The following is a 256-nucleotide window of genomic DNA, read 5'->3' as shown; positions in this document are numbered from 1 at the left end:
ATGGCCTAAACTCTGAAGCTATCGAAGTTGCGCCTGAGCATATTATCGTTGTTCGTGTTGAAGATGCGCGTGACGAGACAGTTCTTCCACTAGAAGAAGTGAAAGATCAGGTTGTTGCAGAGCTATCTCGTGTTAAAGGTGAGCAAGAAGCGATGGAACTTGGAACACAAGTCGTTGCGGCATTGAAAGAAGGTAAGACGAACGTGCTTGCTGAAAACAATCTTGCCTTTGGTGAACAAGAGACAGTAGATCGTCG

The 256-nt window shown here is 45.7% G+C and carries 1 pseudogene; it reads left to right on the top strand.

Going from position 1 to position 256, the window contains the following annotated elements:
* Positions 1–256: pseudogene (locus tag IQR33_RS25730) on the top strand (peptidylprolyl isomerase); the annotation flags it as partial.

The sequence above is a fragment of the Vibrio sp. OPT46 genome, assembly GCF_015163535.1.
GTDB lineage: Bacteria > Pseudomonadota > Gammaproteobacteria > Enterobacterales > Vibrionaceae > Vibrio > Vibrio alginolyticus.
The sequence above is the reverse complement of the archived record's forward strand: the minus strand, read 5'-3'. Positions and strand labels throughout refer to the sequence as shown.